This window comes from Gaoshiqia hydrogeniformans (assembly GCF_049347105.1).
GTDB lineage: Bacteria > Bacteroidota > Bacteroidia > Bacteroidales > Prolixibacteraceae > Gaoshiqia > Gaoshiqia hydrogeniformans.
Genome location: NZ_CP186334.1, coordinates 1,059,897 through 1,078,503, shown reverse-complemented (window position 1 = coordinate 1,078,503; position 18,607 = coordinate 1,059,897). Strand labels below are relative to the sequence as shown.

Annotated in this window: 15 protein-coding genes; 11 read left to right on the top strand and 4 right to left on the bottom strand. The window is 46.8% G+C overall.

The window, feature by feature from the left end:
• The 6 genes from ACOIT5_RS04460 to ACOIT5_RS04435 all read left to right on the top strand — a co-directional run bounded on the left by ACOIT5_RS04460 (position 1) and on the right by ACOIT5_RS04435 (position 6,619).
• Complete coding sequence (locus ACOIT5_RS04460; RefSeq protein ID WP_423129264.1) at positions 1-861, top strand: 4Fe-4S dicluster domain-containing protein; 861 nt, start codon at positions 1-3, stop codon at positions 859-861.
• Positions 854-2,086, top strand: coding sequence for an NrfD/PsrC family molybdoenzyme membrane anchor subunit (gene nrfD / locus ACOIT5_RS04455; RefSeq protein ID WP_423129263.1), 1,233 nt, complete (start codon positions 854-856; stop codon positions 2,084-2,086). Before ACOIT5_RS04460 ends, nrfD begins: the two co-directional genes overlap by 8 nt.
• Positions 2,087-2,124: 38 nt before the next feature.
• Entirely contained in the window at positions 2,125-2,850 is a 726-nt protein-coding gene (locus ACOIT5_RS04450) for a glycine cleavage system protein H (protein WP_423129262.1), read from the top strand.
• 100 nt (positions 2,851-2,950) lie between these two features.
• The gene (locus ACOIT5_RS04445; protein WP_423129261.1) at positions 2,951-4,621 is read left to right on the top strand and encodes an ATP-binding protein; all 1,671 of its coding nucleotides are present in this window, start codon (positions 2,951-2,953) and stop codon (positions 4,619-4,621) included.
• A gap of 12 nt (positions 4,622-4,633) precedes the next feature.
• The gene (locus ACOIT5_RS04440; RefSeq protein ID WP_423129260.1) at positions 4,634-5,974 is read left to right on the top strand and encodes a sigma-54-dependent transcriptional regulator; all 1,341 of its coding nucleotides are present in this window, start codon (positions 4,634-4,636) and stop codon (positions 5,972-5,974) included.
• A gap of 78 nt (positions 5,975-6,052) precedes the next feature.
• Entirely contained in the window at positions 6,053-6,619 is a 567-nt protein-coding gene (locus ACOIT5_RS04435) for an archaemetzincin family Zn-dependent metalloprotease (RefSeq protein WP_423129259.1), read from the top strand.
• 114 nt (positions 6,620-6,733) lie between these two features.
• Here ACOIT5_RS04435 and ACOIT5_RS04430 read toward each other — a convergent pair whose 3' ends face one another.
• Positions 6,734-7,954 (bottom strand): uracil-xanthine permease family protein, encoded by a 1,221-nt coding sequence (locus ACOIT5_RS04430; RefSeq protein WP_423129258.1) that lies wholly within the window; start codon positions 7,952-7,954, stop codon positions 6,734-6,736.
• A 33-nt stretch (positions 7,955-7,987) separates the two neighbouring features.
• Positions 7,988-9,721, bottom strand: a complete 1,734-nt coding sequence (recJ, locus tag ACOIT5_RS04425; protein ID WP_423129257.1) for a single-stranded-DNA-specific exonuclease RecJ — start codon at positions 9,719-9,721, stop codon at positions 7,988-7,990.
• A 296-nt stretch (positions 9,722-10,017) separates the two neighbouring features.
• Here recJ and lysS point away from each other — a divergent pair, with 296 nt between their 5' ends.
• The 5 genes from lysS (at position 10,018) to ACOIT5_RS04400 (ending at position 15,902) form a co-directional block, all read left to right on the top strand.
• Positions 10,018-11,739 carry a lysine--tRNA ligase gene (lysS, locus tag ACOIT5_RS04420; protein ID WP_423129256.1) on the top strand — a complete coding sequence of 574 codons (1,722 nt, stop codon included), beginning with the start codon at positions 10,018-10,020 and terminating at the stop codon, positions 11,737-11,739.
• Positions 11,740-11,755: 16 nt separating this feature from the next.
• On the top strand, positions 11,756-12,751 hold the full coding sequence (locus tag ACOIT5_RS04415; RefSeq protein WP_423129255.1) for an NAD(P)H-dependent glycerol-3-phosphate dehydrogenase: 996 nt from the start codon (positions 11,756-11,758) through the stop codon (positions 12,749-12,751).
• Between the two features lie 116 nt (positions 12,752-12,867).
• Positions 12,868-14,211: a glucose-6-phosphate isomerase gene (locus ACOIT5_RS04410; protein WP_423129254.1), complete on the top strand. Its 1,344-nt coding sequence runs from the start codon at positions 12,868-12,870 to the stop codon at positions 14,209-14,211.
• A 95-nt stretch (positions 14,212-14,306) separates the two neighbouring features.
• The gene (locus tag ACOIT5_RS04405; protein ID WP_423129253.1) at positions 14,307-15,221 is read left to right on the top strand and encodes a DMT family transporter; all 915 of its coding nucleotides are present in this window, start codon (positions 14,307-14,309) and stop codon (positions 15,219-15,221) included.
• Between the two features lie 90 nt (positions 15,222-15,311).
• Positions 15,312-15,902: an ACP phosphodiesterase gene (locus ACOIT5_RS04400; RefSeq protein WP_423129252.1), complete on the top strand. Its 591-nt coding sequence runs from the start codon at positions 15,312-15,314 to the stop codon at positions 15,900-15,902.
• On the opposite strand, the gene ACOIT5_RS04395 is transcribed toward ACOIT5_RS04400, so the two are convergent.
• Positions 15,892-17,028 (bottom strand): ISAs1 family transposase, encoded by a 1,137-nt coding sequence (locus ACOIT5_RS04395; protein WP_423126340.1) that lies wholly within the window; start codon positions 17,026-17,028, stop codon positions 15,892-15,894. The two genes, ACOIT5_RS04400 and ACOIT5_RS04395, sit on opposite strands and share 11 nt — an antisense overlap.
• 127 nt (positions 17,029-17,155) lie before the next feature.
• The gene (locus tag ACOIT5_RS04390; protein ID WP_423129251.1) at positions 17,156-18,472 is read right to left on the bottom strand and encodes a KamA family radical SAM protein; all 1,317 of its coding nucleotides are present in this window, start codon (positions 18,470-18,472) and stop codon (positions 17,156-17,158) included.
• Positions 18,473-18,607 lie beyond the last annotated feature (135 nt).

The following is an 18,607-nucleotide window of genomic DNA, read 5'->3' as shown; positions in this document are numbered from 1 at the left end:
ATGAGTATTGATCGACGAAACTTCTTTAAAACCATCGGTATTGCCGGAATGACAATAATCGGGGTAAATGCTTCCGCATCGCCCGCTTCGGGGGACGACGAGCCCGAGTTTCACGGGATATTGTACGACAGCAATGTTTGCATCGGGTGCCGGGCCTGCGAAAATGCCTGCGCCAAAGCGCATGGCCTGCCGGAACCGGAAGATGAACTGAAGGCAGGTGTATTGCGGAAGACAAGCGAAAAGAAACGGTGTGTGATCAACAGTTTTAATACCTCCAAAGGCGAAATCTATGCCCGGAAGCAATGTATGCACTGCAACGAACCGGCCTGCGCCGCGGCTTGTCTGACTCAAGCCATGTATAAAACAAAAGAAGGACCGGTGATCTGGCGGGAAGAAAAGTGTATGGGCTGCCGGTATTGTATGATTTCCTGTCCGTTTGATGTGCCGAAATTTGATTATCACAGTGCAAACCCAAAGATACAGAAATGCGATATGTGTTACGAACGGATTATTCAGGGAGAACTTCCGGTTTGTGTGGAAACCTGCGGCGATGCCCTGTTCTTTGGTACCCGGCGGGAATTGATTGCCGAGGCGCGGCGGCGGATTGCCGAAACCCCCGAACTCTATATCGATCAGATTTACGGAGAACGGGTTGCCGGCGGAACCGGTTACCTGTACCTGTCGCCTGTCCCTTATCATGAACTGGGTTTCAACGAACAACTTCAAAATTCGTCGTATCCGGCTCTGACAAAGGGATTTCTATACAGCGTGCCTGCTGTTTTTGTGTTGGTGCCTTCCTTGTTGTTAGGAATTCATGAAGCCACCAAAAATAAATCATCTAAAAACGAAGATTATGACTAGCCCGGTATATCCTGTTACAAAAGATCGTGACGGACAATCTGTTTGGCGCTTTTTGCAGCGCGAGTTAAAACCTAAAGGGAAATGGCTTACACCATTCAATATGATCTCCATCCCGGTCATAATCGCGGGGCTGATTTTGATTGTGATCCGTTTTTCACAAGGGCTTGGGGCCGTCTCGAATATTAATCAGGAGATCCCCTGGGGCCTGTGGAAGGGCTTCAATGTAGTTACCGGCGTGGCTTTTGCCGGCGGGGCCTATGTGTTAACGTTCATGGTCTATATCCTGAAAGTAGAGAAGTATCATTCCATCATTCGGGTAACGGTTCTGAATGGTTTCCTGGCCTACTTGTTTTATGCCGGCGCCCTTGTTCTCGATCTGGGGAAACCCTGGAACATCTTTAACCCGATTATTGGCAACAGTTTTGGGGCCAGCTCGGTCTTGTTTCTTGTAGCCTGGCATTTCTTACTATACATTATTGCCCAGTTTATTGAATTTTCTCCAACGGTTGCTGAGTGGCTCGGAACACGGCGGATCCATAAAATCCTGTCAGGCTTGACTCTTGGCGCAGTCATTTTTGGAATTACCCTGTCTACCTTACACCAATCGGGTTTGGGGGCCCTTTTCCTGATGGCCAAAGAGAAAATACATCCGCTGTGGTATTCCGAATTTATTCCGTTGCTGTTCCTGGTGTCCAGTGTTTTTGCCGGCCTTTCGATGGTTATTTTTGAAGGTTCGGTTAGCCGGCGGGTGTTTTCAAGCCAGATAAGCGAGAAAAACCGCCAAGCCGGAAACAGAATTGTTCGCAGTTTGTCCCGGATCTGTGCTTTTAGCATGTTTGCATACCTGTTTCTGCAACTGCTGGTGTTTATTCACGGGCAACACTGGAGCCTGCTGAACAGCCCGATGGGCTATTGGTTCTTGATGGAGATGCTTGGCTTTGTGCTGGTTCCGATGATCCTGTTTTTTTACAGTTACCGGATATCCAATATCTCCCTGATACGCGTAGCAGCTTTGCTGACGATTGCCGGCATTATCCTGAACCGGCTGAATGTTTCGATCATTGCTTTCCGGTGGGATGCAGCCACACACTATGTTCCTTCCTGGATGGAAATCGTGGTAAGTGTAATGATCATTTTCGTGCAAATCTGGATTTTCAGATGGGTTATTAACCGGATGCCGGTGCTGAGAGATTCGCCTGACTGGGCAAAAGAAAAACATGTATAAACCAGCTGTTACCTGGTAATGGCACAATATTATATACGATGGACGGATTTACATATCATAACATATTCGAGACGAAAGGAATAGAGTACCTGGTAGTCATCCTGTTTCTGGTCGTGCTGGTTCCTTTCTGGAGCTTGCTGAATAAAAAAATGACGGTCAAACAAGGCAAAAAATCGCTGGCTGTTATTACTGCCGGCTCGTTGCAGATTCCCCAGGGATTGTTTTTTAGCAGGTTTCACACCTGGGTCTATCTCGAACAAACAGGCCTTTCAAAGCTGGGTCTCGACGATCTGCTGTTACATTTTACCGGCACGGTGAGGGTTAAGCCGCTAAAACGGGAGGGCGAGCGTATTGAAAAAGGAGAAATGATTGCGAAGATCGTTCACGACGGGAAATCACTTCCTGTTTTCTCTCCTGTGTCAGGCGAAATAAGGGGAATCAACAAACGTCTTCACAACCACCCTGAATTATTGAACACCGATCCTTACCGGGAAGGTTGGATCTGTGAGATTAAACCTTCCAACTGGTTTGCCGATACCAGCGCCTGTTTTTTGGCCGAAGATGCCACCCAATGGGCGATACGCGAATTGGAACGGTTTAAGGATTTTATTGCCGTTTCGGTGATGAGGCATACGCCGGTACCCGAACAGGTGGTTTTGCAGGATGGCGGCGAGTTGATCGAAGCGCCCCTGGCTGAACTTCCCGATGAAGTGTGGGAAGACTTTAGGGATCATTTTCTGGCTGAACCGATATCCCGGGAATGAACAGAAACTGATTTTTAAGTTGTACAAAACAAGAATAGTTTGACCGGGTTTAAAATTTTGAACTTAACTTAGCAAAGTCGTATATGTTAAACCTTAAACCATGCCCGGAACAAAAAAAAATAAAACGAAAAGCAGTCTTGGAAGTCCAATTCTCAGCGGATACGTCAAATTCAGATCGTCGATTTACGGGAGGGTGGTTTTCACCATCACCATTTCCTTGTTTTTCCTTTTCCTGGCCTTTGGCGTGATATTTCGTTCGGTCAACGAGGAATACATGAAATCCGTGATCAGCGAAAACGGCAATAACATAGGTTTTTTGGTAGAAAGCGCTTTGTACCATTCCATGCTTGAAAATGACCAAGCCTCTCTTCAGCGTACACTCGACTTGATTAATTCGATGTCGGGCATCAGCGATGTAAATATGTATGACCACAACAACAACCTGGTTTATACCTCAATCACGAAAGAAACGATTGATAAGTCCGATCCGGACTGCAAAAGTTGCCATACGAATTTTGAAGCGATGTTTTCGGTGAATGAGAAATCGTACCGGATTATCGACGAAAGCAGCGGGTGCGTGATGAGTCAAAATGAAACTCACAACAGGCACCTGCTGATAAAATCACCGATCTTAAACAATCCGTCCTGCTATACCAGCGAGTGTCATGCCCATAGCCCCGACGACGAAGTGCTGGGCTCGCTGATTATTAAAATGCCGCTCGAAGGGCTTGATACCGCTCTTGAAAAATCAACGGCCGATTATTTTCTGCTGGCCGCTTTAATGACGGTACTGATGATCGTTTTTTTGATCTTCTTTACAAATAAAAAAATAAAACAACCACTGAACGAGATCATTAAAGCGAGCGAGGCGGTAGCTAAAGGAGATAAAACGACCCGCCTGGAGATAAAATCACACCAGCTCTCCGATATGCGTATGGTTTCATATGCGTTCAATGAAATGCTTGATAATTTGCATTCGGCCACGGTAGAACTGCAAAACTGGTCGCAGCAACTGGAGTATAAAGTGCAAAAAAAATCGGAAGAGCTCGGGCAGGCGCATAACGAACTGGTTAATATCGAGCGTATTGCATCGCTTGGTAAGTTGTCGTTATCGGTGGCGCACGAAATAAATAATCCCCTGTCGGGAATACTGGTTTATACCAAGCTGGTACATAAACAGTTGAGCAGCCAGGAGTTGGATGAGACTAAAGTAAATACCATGCTGAAGCACCTGAAGCTGATTGAAAGTGAGACCAAACGTTGCGGAAACATTGTAAAAGGCTTGCTCGATTTTTCAAGAAAAGATCAGGAGGGCTTTGAGCCCCGGCACCTGCACGAAATCCTGGCCGAAACCTTCGAATTGATGATTCATCCGATGAAAATTGCCAATGTTAATTTCTGGTCTGATTTTAAGGCGAAGCAAGACCTGATCAATTGTAGCCCAAACCAAATTAAACAGGCTTGCATGGCTGTTTTGGTGAATGCGTCGGAGGCTGTTTCCGAAAACGGTGAAATCCTGATCCGGACATTGAACCCGGACGAGGATCATGTTCGGATTGAAATTGTTGATAATGGTATCGGGATTGCAGAAGAAGATATTCCCCATGTATTTGAGCCCTTCTTCTCGACCAAAGAGAAGGCGAGCGGTATTGGGCTTGGTTTGTCAATTGTACATGGAATCGTTCAAAGCCATAAGGGGAAAATCGGCGTCGTATCAGAACGCGGAAAAGAAACGGTAATCGCGATAACGCTACCTTTATTAAAGACATAAGGAGAATTCACTATGGCAAAAAAAATCTCGATATTAATCGTTGATGATGAAGAATCGGTAAGAGACTCCTTGTTTAACTGGTTTATTGAAGACGGATATCAGGTGGAGTGTGCAGAAGATGCAAAGAAAGCTTTATCCATCCTGGAGTCTGAAAATTATGATATTGTATTGGCCGATATTAAGATGCCGGGCATGGACGGGCTGGAAATGCTCAAACGTATCAAGGCCTTGCGAAAAGACGCCATTGTCATCATGATGACGGCATTTGCCACAGTAGGCACGGCCGTTCAGGCGTTGAAGGACGGCGCTTTCGACTACGTGACCAAACCTTTTGACCCCGATGATCTTTCGCACCTGATCCGGAACGCGTCCAAACAAGTTGTGTTGATGGAAGAAAATGAAATTCTGAAAGAGAAAGTCGTTTCCCTGGACAATGTGGAAGACCTGATTGGGAACAGTGACGGGATGAAACGGGTTCTGCGCGAAATTGAAAGCGTGGCGCAATCAAACGCTTCGGTGATTATTACCGGTGAAAGCGGAACCGGCAAGGAGTTGGTGGCCAGGGCGATTCATGCCAATTCGCCGCGCCGGTTTTTCCCGCTGGTGAGTGTGCATTGCGGCGCTCTGTCGGAAAGTTTGCTGGAGAGCGAGCTGTTTGGTCACGAGAAAGGCGCATTTACCGGCGCAGTTTATAACCGGAAAGGGCGTTTTGAAATGGCCGATAACGGGACGATATTCCTGGATGAAATCGCGACGATTTCCCCAAAAATGCAGATTGAACTGCTGAGGGTGCTCGAATCCAAAAGTTTTGTCCGGGTTGGCGGGAACAAAGAAATTTCCTCCGATTTCAGAGTGATTTGTGCCACCAACCGCGATTTGAAAACCATGGTCGATAACGGCGTGTTCCGCGAAGATTTGTATTACCGGCTGAATGTGGTGAATATCAATGTTCCGCCCTTGCGCGAACGCATCGACGATATCCCGCTGCTGGTGGATTATTTCGTCAGAAAATACTGCACGACGATGAACAGGCCTGTCATGCCGGTAGAAACAGCAGCCCTGAAACGTTTGGAAGAGTTTCCTTTTCCCGGTAACATCCGCGAACTGGAGAACATGATTGAACGGGCCATCGTGGTTGGAAACGGGAAAAAGATCTGTTTGAAAGACCTGCCGATCGACAAAACCGTGGCCGGCACACCCTATGAAAGCCTTGATGAGTTGGAAAAACATCACATTCTCCAAATCCTGAATAAATACAACTGGAACATCTCGGTGTCGGCCAAGGCCCTGAAGGTTGACCGGGTAACTCTTTACAATAAAATCAAGAAGTACGATTTAAAACAAAGCAAATAGTTTTGCAAACAGGCACAGATCAATCCATCCGGATATCGGCTTAAATCACTGAGCGGTTACCGGATAACCCTATTGTGAATGAAACAGGAGAACATCAGGTTAATTTCATTTGGCTATTTTGAGAAACGCTTTCTCGAAGAAATTGTCCATGATGTGGAACACGAGTTTCTAATTCCTGTTAAAATCAAAGAAGGTTACCTGGATTTAAGCGAATTTTATGATCCCGCGCGAAAGCAATACGACGCCAACCGGCTGTTAAAAGAAATTGAACTGAATTTTGCTTCCGACCGGGCCAAAACCATTGGAATCTTTAATGTCGACCTGTATATTCCTATTCTTACCTATATTTTCGGACAGGCATTTTTAAACGGGCGTTGCGGTATTGTATCGGTTTATCGCCTTCGCAATGAGCGTTACGGGATGAAGCCCGATGAGCAGGCCTTTACCGACCGGATCAGGAAAGAAGTTATCCATGAACTGGGTCACGCTTTTGGACTGATTCACTGTATCCATTCAACCTGCGTGATGCGATCGGGTACTTATGTTGAAGATATCGACCAGAAAAGCTGGTCGTTCTGTCCGAAATGCAGGAATGAGCTGAAAAATTCAGGGATCATCGCAGGGGAACCTGCTGGAAGAAAATAATAGCTGAAAAAACCTTTTGAAAGATCAGGGTTAAGGTGGGATGGGATCTTTCAAAAGGGTCTTCGTTTAAACCGCAACTTTTTGATGCGATTGGCAGGGTATACTGTCTGCAATTTATTTTTCGCTTGTCACAACTTTCTTCGATGCTCCGGGGAGAGCCAGGTTCAGCAAAATACCGACGACCGCCGCCAACCCGATTCCGGCCAGCGAGAAGTTCCCCCACGAAATCACCGCGCCTCCAATTCCAACGGTTAACACCACTGAAACAATCACCTGGTTGCGGATCTGTGTCATATCTGTTTTTGAGTCAATTAAAGTTTTGATCCCTACCGAGGCAATTAAGCCGAAAAGTAACAGCATAATTCCGCCTAAAACCGCCTGGGGGATGGTTTTCAAAATCCCGCTGATCTTCCCGATCAAAGAGAACACGATTGCCGTAACTGCCGAAATCCGTAAAATAAACGGGTTGGTGACTTTCGTCAGCGAGATGGCTCCGGTGACCTCGGAATAGGTGGTATTGGGCACACCGCCAAAGAAACCGGCCAAACTGGTCGCAATACCGTCGCCAAGCAAGGTCCGGTGTAAACCTGGTTTTTCAATGAAATTCTTTTCCGCAACACCTCCGATTGCGTACATATCGCCAACATGCTCAATGATGGGGGCTACGGCTACGGGGATCATATACAGAATGGCGTTCCAGTTCAGTTCGGGTGCTGTAAAAGCGGGCAGGCTAAACCAATCGGCTTCTTTGATCGGTGCAAAATCAATAACACCCAGCAGCAGGCCTGCCAAATAACCAACAATGATGCCGATAAAGATGGGGATGAGTTTAATCAGTCCTTTGGTGAAAACAACAACAATAATGGCTGTTGCCAGGCTGATGACCGCGATGAGCCAGTGTGTTTTGGCCATGTCGATGGCAACGCCGGCCAACGAAAGGCCAATGATCATAATAACAGGTCCGACGACGGTAGCCGGAAACAGGCGTTCAATGAATTTCAGCCCGCGCCATTTCACCAGGCCCGAAACCAGGGCATAAACCAGGCCTACGGCAATAATTCCGGAAAAGGTTCCGGGTAAACCGTATAAACGGGTCGATTCGATGATCGGGGCAATAAAGGCAAAGCTACTGCCCAGAAAGACCGGAACCATACCCTTGGTAATGATATGAAAAAGCAAGGTGCCAATACCGGCTGTGAATAAAGCGACGGCAGGGTCGATGCCAACTAATAAAGGAACAAGAACGGTCGCACCGAAGGCAACGAATAAAAACTGGACACCCAAAACCATGTTGCTTGTTGTAAACTGGTTCTGGTTTTTCACTTTTTGATTCATAGAGATTTTTTAATAGGTTAGTAAAAAACAGGATTAATATATTTTGGCTGCAATATCCCGGATGTATAACTGTAGATTGGTTTTCCCCCGGAACTCATTTTCAGCAATCGAGTAAAGGATATCGAACGGCAATCCCTGGCTGATGGCCTCGTAATGGCTTGCCTGATTAAATGCAATGGCTGAAAAAATGGATGAGTTCCCCGTTGGCTCCACCAGGTCGAGTTTCAGATGCTCCATATTTCGGCCCACACATCGGCTGGTGCCGCTGTCAAGCACATTCTCGGTCATAAACAACGGAGTCATATTATGGGGTCCAAAAGGTTCAAACTGTTTTAAAACCCGGTAAAATTTCGGGCTGATCTCCGAGAGCTGAATTTTGGCGTCAGCTTCCAGTATCTCTGTTTGTTGCAGGTCAGTAATCGTGTTTCTTACAATTTCCTCAAAACGGCGGGTAAAAGCCGGGATGTTTTCAATTTTCATGGTCAGTCCGGCGGCATACATGTGCCCGCCGTACGATTCGAGCAAGTCGCTGCACTGCCCGATGGCTTCGTACAGGTCAAAATCTTTGACCGAGCGGGCCGAGCCCGTGGCCAGTCCGTTGGATTCGGTCAGAATAACCGTGGGCCTGTAATAATGTTCGGTTAAGCGCGACGCGACAATTCCCACGACGCCTTTATGCCAGTCGCGGTTGTATAATACCGTGGCATTTCGTTCGGCCTGAATGGGGTCGTGGGCAATCATATCCAGCGCTTCCTGGGTGATATCCCGGTCAAGCGTCTTCCTGATTTCGTTGTATGAGTTGATTTCATCGCCCAGGCGGGTCGATTCATCTTCGTCGGTAATCACCAGGATTTCCACCGATTTTTTGCCGTGCTCAATCCTGCCGGAAGCATTCAGCCGGGGGCCGATCTTAAAAACAATATCGCTGATGGAAATATGCTGCCCGTCGAGTCCGGAGAGGCGGATGATTGTTTTTAGCCCAAGGCTGGGGTTTGAGTTCAGTTTTTTAAGTCCGTAATATGCCAATACGCGGTTTTCACCCGTTACCGGAACAATGTCCGATGCAATACTCACGACCACCAAGTCCAGCAGGTCGTATAGTTCGATGACCGGAATATCATTTTTTAAGATGTAAGCCTGCAAAAGTTTGAACCCAACTCCGCAACCCGAAAGGTCTTTATACGGATAGTTACAGTCCGGGCGTTTGGGGTCGAGTACCGCAACCGCATCGGGAATGACTTCGTCCGGGTTGTGATGGTCGCAAATAATGAAATCGATGCCGTGTTCTTTGGCCTGTTTTATTTTTTCAACGGCCTTAATGCCGCAATCGAGTACAATAACCAGTGAGCACTTTTGTTCAGCAGCGTATTCGATACTTCGCGGCGAAATTCCGTATCCTTCCGAATAGCGGTCGGGAATGTAGAAATCCAGATTTTCGATGCGGGTACGCAGGAATTGGTACATCAGGGCCACCGAGGTGGTACCGTCAACATCATAATCGCCGTAAATCATCACCTTTTCCCGGGAGCTGATGGCCTTTTCCAGTCGTTCCACAGCCTTGTCCATGTCCTTCATCAGAAACGGATCGTGCAGGTCGGAGAGTTTTGGCCTGAAAAACGACCGGGCTTCATTAAACGACGTAACCCCCCGCTGAGCCAACAGATTGGCTATAACCATGTTGACATTCAGGGCTGCCGATAAATGCTTGATTACATTTATGTCGCCTTGTTGTTTGACCTTCCACATTTTATCCATTCCTATTTCCACCGCCACGTATTTACGAACAACTTAAATTTTTCAAAGATAGAAAATGAAGACCGATCTGGAAAACAAAAAGGAGAGCCGGTTATCCTCTTCGGCCGGTGCCGGTAATTTTATGCCGGTGTAAATTTCATCCTCTCAAATCATTAGCCTCACCATAAAATTATCAACATCGGGTGAAAAATTACAAACAACTGATTTTGTTCGTTTTAGTTTGAAGAAACCGTCCAGTAGGGATTATTCAATTCTTTGTTATCTTTGCACAGATTTTTTTCAAAGCAAATTCAAAAGGAAGATTACCCATGAGTATAGCAGAGCTGAGCGAGCAGGAGATCATCCGGCGGAATTCACTGGCAAAATTACGCGAGTCAGGAATTGAACCCTACCCGGCTGAAGAATATCCGGTGAATACAAAAACAGCAGAAATCAGGGAGCAGTTTGAACCTGAAGCAGGAAACTATCAGGATGTTGTTCTGGCAGGCAGGATCATGAGTCAGCGAATTATGGGAAAAGCATCTTTTGCAGAGCTGCAGGACGATACCGGACGTATTCAGTTGTACATTAACCGCGATGAAATTTGCCCCGGCGACGACAAATCCCTCTATAACGAAGTCTTTAAAAAGTTATTCGATATTGGCGATATTATTGGAGTGAAAGGTTTTGCTTTTATCACGCAGGTAGGCGAGAAATCGGTTCATGTCAAAGAACTGAAGTTGCTGAGCAAATCGTTGCGGCCGCTTCCTGTGGTGAAAGAAAAGGATGGGGTAACTTATGATGCGTTTACCGACGTGGAACAACGTTACCGCCAGCGTTATGTCGATCTGATTGTCAACCCGCAGGTGAAAGATGTTTTTCTGAAACGAACGAAAATCATCAATACCATGCGCGCGATGTTCAACGAGAAGGGATACCTCGAAGTTGAAACGCCCATCTTGCAAGCCATTCCGGGTGGCGCTGCTGCACGTCCGTTCATTACCCATCATAATTCGCTGAACATTCCGCTGTACCTGCGTATTGCGAACGAGCTTTACCTGAAAAGGCTGATCGTTGGCGGTTTCGAAGGTGTTTATGAATTTGCCAAGGATTTCCGCAATGAAGGGATGGACCGGACACACAACCCCGAGTTTACCGTCATGGAAATTTATGTCGCTTATAAAGACTATAAGTGGATGATGAATTTCACGGAAGAAATGGTGGAACGCGTGGCCCTGGCCTTACACGGAAAAACAGAAGTGCAGGTCGGCGATAAGCTGATCGATTTTAAACGTCCGTATCCGCGTGTGACCATGTACGAAGCCATAAAAGAACATACCGGTTACGATATTGCCGGGAAATCGGAAGACGAACTCCGTATGATTTGCGCCGAGCTGGGAATCGAAACAGATCCGAGTATGGGAAAAGGCAAGCTGATTGATGAACTGTTCGGCGAAAAATGCGAACATCACTATATTCAACCAACCTTCATCATCGATTATCCGGTCGAAATGTCACCGCTGACCAAAAAACACCGCGATCAGGCCGGTTTGACCGAACGGTTTGAGCTGATGGTCAACGGGAAGGAGCTGGCCAATGCTTATTCGGAACTGAATGACCCGATTGACCAACGCGAACGTTTCGAGGATCAGATGAAACTCTCTGAAAAAGGAGACGATGAAGCGATGTTTATCGATCAGGACTTTTTGCGGGCCCTCGAATATGGTATGCCGCCAACATCGGGTATGGGAATCGGGATCGACCGCCTGACCATGTTTATGACCAACAGCCCGTCGATTCAGGATGTTTTGTTCTTTCCGCAAATGAAACCGGAGAAAAAAGCCGACACCGACCCCGATGAAAAATTTGAAGTGTTGGGGGTTCCCGGCGATTGGGTGGATGTGCTTAAAAAGATGGGGTTTAAAAAAGTGGATGCGTTAAAAGAAGTGAAAGCCGGAAAGCTCTTCAACGATCTTTGCGGGTACAATAAAAAAAATAAACTGGGATTGGAAAATCCCTCAATGGACGACGTGAAGCAATGGCTCGCGTAACATTGAGCGCTCAACTATGTTTACTGAACCGAAAATAGCAATTATCGGGAGTGGAAGCTGGGCTACCGCTCTGGCAAAAATTCTCCTGAATAATGTTGACCGGTTGAACTGGTACTTCCGAAACCCGGAAAATATTGACCAGTTTAAGCGTTTCAAACATAATCCCAGTTACCTGAGGGGCGTGGAGTTTGACGTTAACCGGATTGACTTTTTTAATGATATCAATGAGGTCATCGCGCAGTCGGACCTGTTGGTTTTAGCGATACCTTCGGCCTTTCTGGACCGTTCGCTTTCCGAACTGAACGTGAATATCAACCAAAAGTTTATTGTTTCGGCCATTAAGGGGATTGTCCCCGAGGGAAACCAGATTGTCGGACAATATCTCCACCGCAGGTTCAAGGTGCCTTACGACCGGATTGGCGTCATTGCCGGCCCTTGCCATGCTGAAGAGGTGGCACTGGAGCGTTTATCGTATCTCACTATTGCCTGTCCGGATATTAAACGGGCCCGCGATTTCGCGGTCAGGCTCGAATGTCCGTATATCCGTTCGCACGTGTCGGACGACATTTATGGGACGGAGTACGCATCGGTATTGAAAAACATTATTGCCATTGCCTCCGGAATTGTTCACGGGCTGCGTTACGGCGATAACTTTCAGGCGGTGCTGGTCGCCAATGCCATCCAGGAGATCAAGCGTTTTGTAGATAAAGTTCATCCCATCACCCGCGATATTAAGAGTTCTGCCTATTTGGGCGATTTGCTGGTAACAACCTATTCCCAGTTTTCGCGAAATCGTACCTTTGGAACCATGATCGGAAAAGGTTACACCACCCGAACAGCCCAGCTCGAAATGCACATGGTGGCCGAAGGGTATTATGCAACCAAATCCATTCATGAAATAAACGCGGAATACAAGGTAAATATCCCGATTTGTGAAGCGGTTTACAACATCCTTTACGAAGGAGTGAATCCGGCCGCAGAGATTCGCCGCCTGACAGATAAGCTAAGGTAAGGAACTGTGACGCGGGAACCAGGGCAGGGAGTCAATCGCGTACGGAGTATCGCTTTTACCGGGCAGGCATGGATAAATTGAAGAGAATTGCATTAACCTTAAAATCATACAAACAGATGGAAAACATCAGCTTAAAATTTGATAAAACATTCGGTTTCATATCAAAAGATGCGGTGTATGCCTACGCCGGAGAGCTGCAAACGCATAACGAAGCGCTTCATCAGAAAACAGGAAAAGGAAACGAATTTCTGGGTTGGGTGAACCTGCCGTCTTCGATCGCTGAAACGGAACTGACCGACTACGAAGCAACGGCTCAGTTGCTTCAATCGAAGAAGATCGACATTTTTGTGGTAATTGGTATCGGCGGCTCCTACCTCGGGGCCAAAGCGGTTTTGGATGCCTTGTCCGATAGTTTTGTCCAGTTGAAAGGAAGCGATAAACCGCAGGTGCTTTTTGCCGGCCAAAATATCAGCGAAGATTACTTGTATGAACTACGTGAACTGCTGAAAAGCAAAGAATACGCCATGGCCGTAATCTCCAAATCAGGAACGACAACCGAGCCGGCCCTTGCGTTCCGCATGTTAAAACAGGATATTGAAGAGAAATACGGAAAAGAAGAAGCCAAATCGCGTATTGTGGCTGTGACCGATGCTGCCCGCGGTGCCCTGCGCAAACTGGCCGACACCGAAGGCTACAAAACCTACGTGATCCCCGATGATGTAGGCGGACGTTACTCGGTGCTCACGCCGGTGGGTTTGCTGGCAATTGCCGTGGCCGGTTTTAATATCCGTGCCCTGGTAAAAGGAGCTGTGGATATGGAACGCGCATCGGGCGTTGATGTGCCTTTCGATAAAAACCTGCCTGCACAATATGCTGCCGTGCGGAACGAACTTTATAAAAACGGCAAACTGATCGAAATTTTGGTGAACTACAATCCCAAATTGCATTACGTGGCCGAATGGTGGAAACAACTTTACGGCGAAAGCGAAGGGAAAGAAGGTAAAGGAATCTTCCCGGCCAGCGTCGACTTTACGTCCGATCTGCATTCGATGGGCCAATACATCCAGGAAGGTGAACGGAAGTTGTTCGAAACGGTGATCTCTGTGGTCAGCCCCGATCGCGAAGTACGGATCCCCACCGACCCTGAAAATCTCGACGGCTTAAACTTCCTGGCCAATAAGCGGGTTGATGAAGTGAATAAGATGGCCGAACTGGGAACCATGATTGCCCATGTTGACGGTGGCGTTCCAAATATGCTGATTGAGTTGCCCAAACTGAATGAATATTACCTGGGGCAACTGATCTATTTCTTTGAAAAAGCCTGCGGGCTCAGCGGTTATGCGCTTGGCGTAAACCCGTTTGACCAGCCCGGGGTTGAAGCTTACAAAAAGAATATGTTCGCCTTGCTTGAGAAGCCTGGTTTTGAAGCCGAGACCAAAGCCATTAAAGCGCGCTTGTAACCAGCCTTATTTTTCGCCTAAAAAAGAGAAGTCAATTTTGCTTGGCTTCTCTTTGATACCAAATCATTATTGAGCACGACGCTAAATTCAGACGAGTGAAATCAGACCGGGTTAAAGGATATTTTTTCGCGATTGTTGCTACCCTGGCATTTTCAAATATTTACATTTTCAGTAAGGCGGCGCTGAATGAGGTGCATTTGTACCAGTTTGGCGTTTACTGGTTTGCGGTTTCGCTGCTGTTTAACCTGGGCTGGCTCGTGAAAACAGGCGGCCTTACAGCCATCCGGAACTTCAATTTTTCACATTGGCGGATCCTGCTGCTGTTGGGTATTCTCGAAATTCTGACCAACCTGACTTTTTACCTGTCCATTCAAATCATTCCTGACCCGGCCGTCACCTCCTTTTTGGGTAATATCTACCCGGTGTTGCTCACGATTATGGGCGTTATTTTTCTTAGCGAACGGTTCAGCCTGACAGAGGGAATCGGAGCGTTGCTGGCCCTGACGGGCGCTTTTGTCATCAGCTACCAGGGTGGCACTTCGCTTTCCGACTTGTTTATTCCGGGCGCCGGAGTGGTACTGATTAACGCGATTTTTGCGGCGGTTGCTTCACTGATCGTCAAGATGAATCTGAAAAAAATTCCGGCCGAGGTGCTGAATACCAACGTGTCGGCCTGGTTGTTTCTCGCATCGGCAGTCATGCTGCTTATTTCTGGAAAACCTTTGGCCATCCCGGTATCGGCTCTGACCAACATTGTGATTGGATCATTTTTTGGTCCGTTCCTCGGTATCCTCACGATCTATTATTCGTTTAAATACATCGAAGTTTCCAAATCATCGATCGTGCAGAGCTTAAAAGGTGTATTTGTATTGGCCGGAAGTTATCTGTATTTCCAAACTTTTCCGCTCGGGCACCAGTTGTGGGGCGGTTTACTTACCGTTTTGGGTGTTTTGCTGATCTCGCTTGCGAAAATGCGAATCTTTCGGCGAAGATCGTTTCAGGGGGAATGATCAGAAAGAAACAAGGTTTTTTTAGGTCTGTCCGGAGTTGATTTTCATGGGGATGAAACCTGATCCGGTCAAATTTGTTTAATTTGCATCATGAACTATCTGGCACATGTATACTTGTCGGGCGAGTCGGATGAGCTGATCCTGGGAAATTTTATCGGCGATTACGTGAAAGGGCAGCAATACCTGAATTTTAGGGAAGAAGTGGGTAGGGGTATTTTGCTTCACCGGAGTATCGATACTTTCACCGATCACCATCCCCTGGTGCGGCAGGCTTCGCGGCGGTTCCGGTCAGGCTACGGACGTTATGCCGGCATTGTGACCGATGTTGTGTTCGATCACTTTCTGGCCCGGTATTGGGCTGCTTATTCGGTGTATACCTTACGGCAGTTTTCAAAACACGTCCATGCCGTTTTGCTTTCCAATTTTATTCATTTGCCGTTAACAGTGAAAACGTTTCTGCCGTTTTTAATTCAGCACAAAAGGCTCGAGTCGTATGCCCAACTTGAGGGGATCAGGCATTCGCTCGAAATTATGGGACGGCGGACCAGTCTTCCGGAGGAAACCGGCTTTGCCATGCACACGCTGGTGTCGGAATATGACCTGATCAAAGACGAATTTGAGACTTTTTTTACGGAGCTTGTTTTGTTTGTTGAGGACAGGGAAATCGCTTTTAAACTTTGAGTACTTTTTCTCTGTAATCGTCTTTCAGTGCAGCAAAGAGCCTTTTCTTTTTTTTGGATGCTTTAAGTGATGGTTCCTTTTCGAGCAAGGCCAGGGCAATTTTGGCAATAATATTAAAGTTCCTCGCTGAGTAATCCTTCTTTTTTAATAAGTTATCCTCGTTGAATACCACGTCCAAAGACCAGTGCAGGTTATTTTCTACTGCCCAATGAGAACGGATAGCCTGGTTTAGTTTTGCCGGGTCTGGTTTCAGGGAGGTAATGTAATACCTGGTTTCTTCACTGGTTTGCCCTGTTTGTTTAATATACCGTTCGCTCTTGATTTGTACCACCGACCGTATCCCCTCCCATTGTTCTTTCTCGTCCATAAAGTCCAGCTTCCCGGTGGCACGGCATGTCCTGGTTTCAACTCTTCCATGTCCGGCATCAATTGTCTGGTCCTGGGTGCAATCTTTCTGGATACGGAATATTTTCTCAACCTGTTCTTTGAGTTCCTTTTGATTGTCTTTCACCATTAAAATGTAGTCGGCTTTTTGCCCGATGATCTTGCGGGCAATTTCTTTTTGGCACCCCATCGCGTCAATGGTAACGATGCACCCTTTGATGGCAAGTAGTTCAAGCAACTGTGGAATGGCCACAATTTCATTTTCTTTCTGGTCAACCCCAACCTGGCCCAGGCATAAACGGCTTTGTGCGGCATAGGCAGAAACCACATGCACTGCTGATTTGGGTATACCCAACCGGCCTGAACCGCAAATGCTTTTCCCGTCAAATGCAATAACCTCCCCTTTGGTCAGATCAGAAATAGAGTTGACCCAGGCCATGAAACATTCATTAAAACGCACCGGGTCCAACCGGCAGAAAAGCTTCCCGAGAACATCATGGGACGGTATTCCGTGCTTGTAGGGAAAAAAACGCCGGAGCCACTCCAGCTTCGCCTTGCCAAACAACTGGATAGAGACCCATTCTTCTGCACCGCTGATCACAGCAGCAATAACAAGAAAAAGTATCTCGTCGAGCGGGTAATAAAAATGGCCTTTGTTTGTTCTGCGGGGATCTTCCAAGGTAGAGAAAAATTGTTGGAAAACATTTTGTTTAGTACGATTTTCTGCGTTTTGAACAGTCATTTTTTTGACGAAACCCAAAACCGTGATAAATATAGTAATAATTATTCAAGCTATGAAGAACATTAATATTTTAAAAGCGATTTCCCTGTTGTTGAGGACCGCTTTGAGGTGAAAATAAAGAAACCCGCTAAACACGGGCTTTGGATGGATAATGTTGTACCTTAAGTTCGGTTTTTTCAAAGAAAAACTGCTCTTCACCAAAAGCCGGTTCCAGATCGTCCAGCCAAATGGCCTGCGGATCGTAGCGGGCAAAAAACGGACGGTTCACCCAGTCCGGGTTGCGGCCTTGCAGAAAATTCAAGACAAATACCTTTTCTCCCTTTACCTTCTGGGTTCCCAGGATCTGGATCTTTCCCGGGGCACACGACATGGACGGACCCCGCACTGTGCGGCAGATCCCGCTGACCTGTTGGATCGCTTTCTGGTAGATACGCCATGCTTCTTCCAGCGAAACGGCAAAATAATCCTGCGCGCCGGTGTTGCGTGCGACAAACATGTAGTAGGGGATGATCCCCAGATCGACCTGTTTACGCCACATCCGCGCCCAGATGTCCGGTTGGTCGTTTATGTGTTTTAAAAGGGGAGACTGTGCCCTGATTTGAACGCCTGCTGCTTTCAATTTGCTGATTGCTTTTTTGACGGCCGTTGTTTCCAGCGACCTGTAGTGGTTAAAATGGGCCATCAGGGAGATGGTGATACCCTGCTGGTTCACTTTTTTAAACAAGTGAAGCAATTCGCCGGCATCGCTGTCGCTGGTAAAACGATAAGGCCAGTATGTCAGCGCTTTGGTTCCTATGCGGATGGTCTTGATGTGGTCCAGGCCGGCATTCAGGATGGCGTTGAAGTAATTGGCAAAATGCCGGGTCGACATCACCGCCGGATCGCCGCCGGTAAACAGGATATCGGTAATCTCGGGATGTTGTTTCAAGTACCTGACCAGCAAATCAGCTTCTTTCATCGCGAACTTGAAACTGTTCAGTGCAAATTGCGGCCAACGGAAGCAGAAGGTACAATAAGCATGGCAGGTTTGTCCCTGTGCCGGGAAAAAAAGAACAGTTTCCCGGTATTTATGCTGAATTCCGTTTAAACGCATCCCATCCATATACGGAACGTTGCTTTCCTGTCCGGCCGGGTTGGGGTTGAGCTGAAGACGTACCTTTTCTATGGCATTTTTCAGTGTAACCTTGTCTGCATTCAATTTTAACAGTCGGGCAATACGGTGGAAATGTTCGTCGGAGAGCATCCCTTTTTGTGGGAAATTAAGGATAAAAAAAGGATCATCTTCAAAATGTTCCCAATCAATTAACTCATCGACGATGTAATTACTGACTTTAAAAGGCAAAACTGCTCCAACAACGTCAATCACAAACTTTTGTTCTTCCGTTAGTTTGTTTATCTGCGGAATTTCGCGATAGTTGCTGAGTGAATAAGAGCGATACTTCATGATTTCAATCGTTTTTTTTGAATAAATAAACCCTTGCCGATGTTCATGTAAAAAAACCGGGATTGAAGGTGAGCGTGGCCTCTTAAAAAACATGACATCTGTTTGCTTTTCATCCCAAAATCTAAAAAGCAGTTT